This window comes from Desulfobotulus sp. (genome assembly GCF_034006065.1).
Lineage (GTDB): Bacteria > Desulfobacterota > Desulfobacteria > Desulfobacterales > ASO4-4 > Desulfobotulus.
In genome coordinates, this window is the sequence record NZ_JAVETM010000120.1 from 1 (window position 1) to 2,577 (window position 2,577).

General features: G+C 53.2%; 6 protein-coding genes. 1 reads left to right on the forward strand and 5 read right to left on the reverse strand.

What is annotated here, in order from left to right:
* Positions 1-82: 82 nt before the first annotated feature.
* From RBR60_RS16745 to RBR60_RS16760, 4 genes are all read right to left on the reverse strand, one after another.
* On the reverse strand, positions 83-253 hold the full coding sequence (locus RBR60_RS16745; protein WP_320358939.1) for a hypothetical protein: 171 nt from the start codon (positions 251-253) through the stop codon (positions 83-85).
* Between the two features lie 9 nt (positions 254-262).
* On the reverse strand, positions 263-769 hold the full coding sequence (locus tag RBR60_RS16750; protein ID WP_320358941.1) for an AAA family ATPase: 507 nt from the start codon (positions 767-769) through the stop codon (positions 263-265).
* A complete protein-coding gene (locus RBR60_RS16755) occupies positions 757-1,215 on the reverse strand; it encodes a hypothetical protein (protein WP_320358943.1) in 459 nt (152 codons plus the stop codon). The genes RBR60_RS16750 and RBR60_RS16755 overlap by 13 nt, the downstream gene beginning before the upstream one ends.
* Before the next feature lie 101 nt (positions 1,216-1,316).
* Positions 1,317-1,619 (reverse strand): hypothetical protein, encoded by a 303-nt coding sequence (locus tag RBR60_RS16760; protein WP_320358945.1) that lies wholly within the window; start codon positions 1,617-1,619, stop codon positions 1,317-1,319.
* A 117-nt stretch (positions 1,620-1,736) separates the two neighbouring features.
* Between RBR60_RS16760 and RBR60_RS16765 the strand changes: the two genes are divergently transcribed.
* Positions 1,737-2,315 (forward strand): helix-turn-helix domain-containing protein, encoded by a 579-nt coding sequence (locus tag RBR60_RS16765; RefSeq protein ID WP_320358948.1) that lies wholly within the window; start codon positions 1,737-1,739, stop codon positions 2,313-2,315.
* On the opposite strand, the gene RBR60_RS16770 is transcribed toward RBR60_RS16765, so the two are convergent.
* Positions 2,273-2,577 (reverse strand): hypothetical protein (locus tag RBR60_RS16770; protein ID WP_320358950.1); only part of this gene is annotated, 305 nt, incomplete at its 5' end. The two genes, RBR60_RS16765 and RBR60_RS16770, sit on opposite strands and share 43 nt — an antisense overlap.

The following is a 2,577-nucleotide window of genomic DNA, read 5'->3' on the forward strand; positions in this document are numbered from 1 at the left end:
TCGGAGGCAATGCGGCCCCGCTCTTCGGGATTTAAGAATTCAACGGCTTTTCCCATAGCGTTCTCCCTGCTCTGCTAAAAAGTCAAACCGGAATCCCGTATTTTTGCTCAAGCCTGTCTGCATCCAGATCTGCCATTCTGGCCCTGAGGAGCATCACGCGCTTTTCAGGGCCTTCAAGGTTCAGGGCTTTTCGCTTCATAAGCTGAGACAAAAGCCTTTTTCTCTTGATTGTCAAAGCAATGAAATTTTCCATGCTTCTCCCTTACTCCAGCACAAAGCCCGGAGCCCCCTTGCCAAGACCCAGACGGGCGTAAATGTCCAGCATGGTGCGCTCCACCCGCAGCCGAAAATCGCGGCACCCATCCCGAACTCCATCGGCAAAGTGGAAGTCATTTTTGCCGCTCATGCGGAAGTGAATGCGCTCGTAAAGGGGCAGATGGCTTTCCATCAGGCCCATCATGCCTTCTGCCAGACGAAAAAACCCTGCGGCATGGGTGTAGGCAATGGCGTCCACCGCACTGCGGTCGGAGATCACCAGATCATAGCGGCAGAGCATTTCCAGCTCCTGGGCAAGCTGGGTGGCAAAAATCCAGCGTTGGGCCTCGGGCGTTGTGTGCGGGGTGAGGGGCATGGGGCAGCAGGCGGCCAGCTCCTGAATGAGGCCCACCGTTGCGTCGGGATGCTGCATCTTCATTTCCTGGGCCAGCTCCAGAACGCGGGTGGACTTGCCCACGCCGTGGGTGCCGGATACGGCGATCAGCTTTGCCATTCTCCCCCCTGTCTTACGGTGTCTTCAAAGAGTCTTCGTACTTCCATGACTTCCCTTTCCAGATTGCCGATGAGCCGGGCGGTTTTGACCACCGTGGCCGTTTCTCTGGACATCAGCCCGTTCCGGAGGTGCTGCATGAGCGCGCCGGTCTGGATGACCACGTCTTCGATTTCGCGGCTGAGGCTGTCCGTTTGGGGTCTTGCCAGATCAGCAACCGGCATCAGCCGCCATCCCGGCGGTTCCAGCAGCCTTTTGATGGTGGGACTCTGGGTCACGGCAAAGGCCGCACGGATGGCCCGGATGTCCGGGGTGCGGCGGGGGTCGGAGCAGTATTCATAGACGGTGCGTGCCGCCATGCCTGCCATGGTGGCTACCTGCGGCACCAGCACCTGATCTTCACGGTTCTGGATCAGGGCTTCATACAAAATGGCGTTGATGTCGTTCATGGATGCTCCTTTGACTGGCCTGTTTTTTTTCCCTGAAAAATGAAAGTTTATCCCCGCAGAAATGAATGAAATTTTTGCGTTCATCCTGCTTTTTGATCCGCTTATTCTGTCTCCGGCTGATGACCAAAGGCCGCGAGGCAGCAAGGAAGCTTTGGGTTTTCTCCGGAAATCCGGGCCTTGAGATAGGCTTCCACTTCCGGCCAGTGGGCCTCGATGACAGGCCAGGGGTTGCCGTAGCGTTCGGGCCACATGAAATGATAGGGCTCCATGCCAAACCAGTCCGACAGATGGGAAGCCAGCTCTTTTCTTGGGAATGATTCGAGCTGTTTGAGGCGGCGGGCATGGTTCGGATGTTTTCCGGAGATCAAACCTAAAATTTTATAATTTATCGTTCTTGGTTTCATAGGAAGCGATTCTTTACCCAAAAGATGTGAAAGTCAAGTCGTTTTTCATCCAATGACACAAGATTTGTCATTAAAGGTCTTTTGCAAGATTCGCATTGTTTGCGTATATTCAGGGGCATGATGAATGTAAGGGATCAAGTCTGCGGGACAATCGGTAAGAGAATGGAGCAGCTCAGGCTTAGTGCCCAGGAGCTGGGAGATGCCACGGGGGATACGGACAAAACCGCTTACCGATGGTGCAAGACTGTATTGCCCAGAACCCAGAAGATCCCTGCAATATGCAAAATCCTGCAAATTACCCCCAATGAACTTTTTGGGTTTGAGGATGCTTACGAAAATCCAAAGACCGAAATCAAAGAAGTCTCAGCAAAAGGGGGGAAGATGGAGGATGCTATCCGGCAGATGTATGAGGACCGAATTGAAGAATTGCGCAAACGAATAGAAAAACAGGACTCCTATATAGAAAAGCAGGATTCCTACATCACAGACCTTCAAAAGACTGTGGAGCGCGAGACCCGTCGATCCGAAAAGCTTGAAGAAAAACTTGATAAATCTGAAATTCATACAGAAAAGCTCCAGACAACGCTGGAAAAACTTCAAGAAAAAATCACCCTCCTCCTTCAGGAAAACACACTCCTTAAAACCAATGCCTTTCAAGCAGAATCAGACTCCAGAAAAAAAGCCTCGGGGGAATAGTAGCGGCTCGCAGAGGCCTTACACTCTCCCTGGAACGCCGGAGCGGTCTCGATCGCAGGCAATCTCAGGAAGATGTGGGTGCGGAGCGCCGCTCCGGTGAGGAACGCAGGCGAGTTCAGAGGGAAATCTCTGTCCTCATTTTTGCGAGCCGCAATATACGGCGGGCTTTCGAGGATTGGGCGCTGGACCACGGCAGCACTGATGTGCTCCGTCTCGTCTCGAACAGGCACCGCATTCTCGCCTGTCAGTGGGAATTGTGGTC

Bases quoted from the DNA above. Each gene is read 5' to 3' on its own strand.
- RBR60_RS16760 (WP_320358945.1), bottom strand. From the start codon at position 1,619: ATGAAACCAAGAACGATAAATTATAAAATTTTAGGTTTGATCTCCGGA.
- RBR60_RS16765 (WP_320358948.1), top strand. From the start codon at position 1,737: ATGATGAATGTAAGGGATCAAGTCTGCGGGACAATCGGTAAGAGAATG.
- RBR60_RS16745 (WP_320358939.1), bottom strand. From the start codon at position 253: ATGGAAAATTTCATTGCTTTGACAATCAAGAGAAAAAGGCTTTTGTCT.
- RBR60_RS16750 (WP_320358941.1), bottom strand. From the start codon at position 769: ATGGCAAAGCTGATCGCCGTATCCGGCACCCACGGCGTGGGCAAGTCC.
- RBR60_RS16755 (WP_320358943.1), bottom strand. From the start codon at position 1,215: ATGAACGACATCAACGCCATTTTGTATGAAGCCCTGATCCAGAACCGT.